Origin of the sequence: Aliivibrio sp. S10_S31, from assembly GCF_014694495.1 — a bacterium.
In the GTDB taxonomy this organism is placed as follows: Bacteria; Pseudomonadota; Gammaproteobacteria; order Enterobacterales; family Vibrionaceae; genus Aliivibrio; species Aliivibrio fischeri.
Map to the genome: position 1 here is coordinate 1 of NZ_JAAUWR010000141.1, position 293 is coordinate 293.

Annotated in this window: 1 protein-coding gene; it reads right to left on the reverse strand. The window is 34.8% G+C overall.

The window, feature by feature from the left end:
- Nucleotides 1-226: 226 nt before the first annotated feature.
- The gene (locus HC728_RS20455; RefSeq protein ID WP_081303988.1) at nt 227-292 is read right to left on the reverse strand and encodes a CRISPR-associated DxTHG motif protein; all 66 of its coding nucleotides are present in this window, start codon (nt 290-292) and stop codon (nt 227-229) included.
- Between the last annotated feature and the right edge of the window lies 1 nt (nt 293).

Genomic DNA, 293 nt, shown 5'->3' on the forward strand with positions numbered 1-293 from the left:
TAGAGTACGGCTTCTAAGAAAAGTTGTTACTTAGCTAACTTTAAAAGCGCTGGCAAACTTTGTCAGCGTTTTTTACTTTAAGAGCATTTAAAATTTAAGGTGTATTAGGATGTATAAAAGAATTTTAGGACTAAGCGTAGTATTACTTAGCGGGTGCTCTACGTTATCAAGTGATGATGATTTCAGCGATGCAATCAATGAGGTAGAAAAAAAATCCACTTATGTATCAATAGAAGCTAAAAGCATCAACCCAATAGAAAATGAAGGGGTTGGAGCGAATGCCATGAGAAATA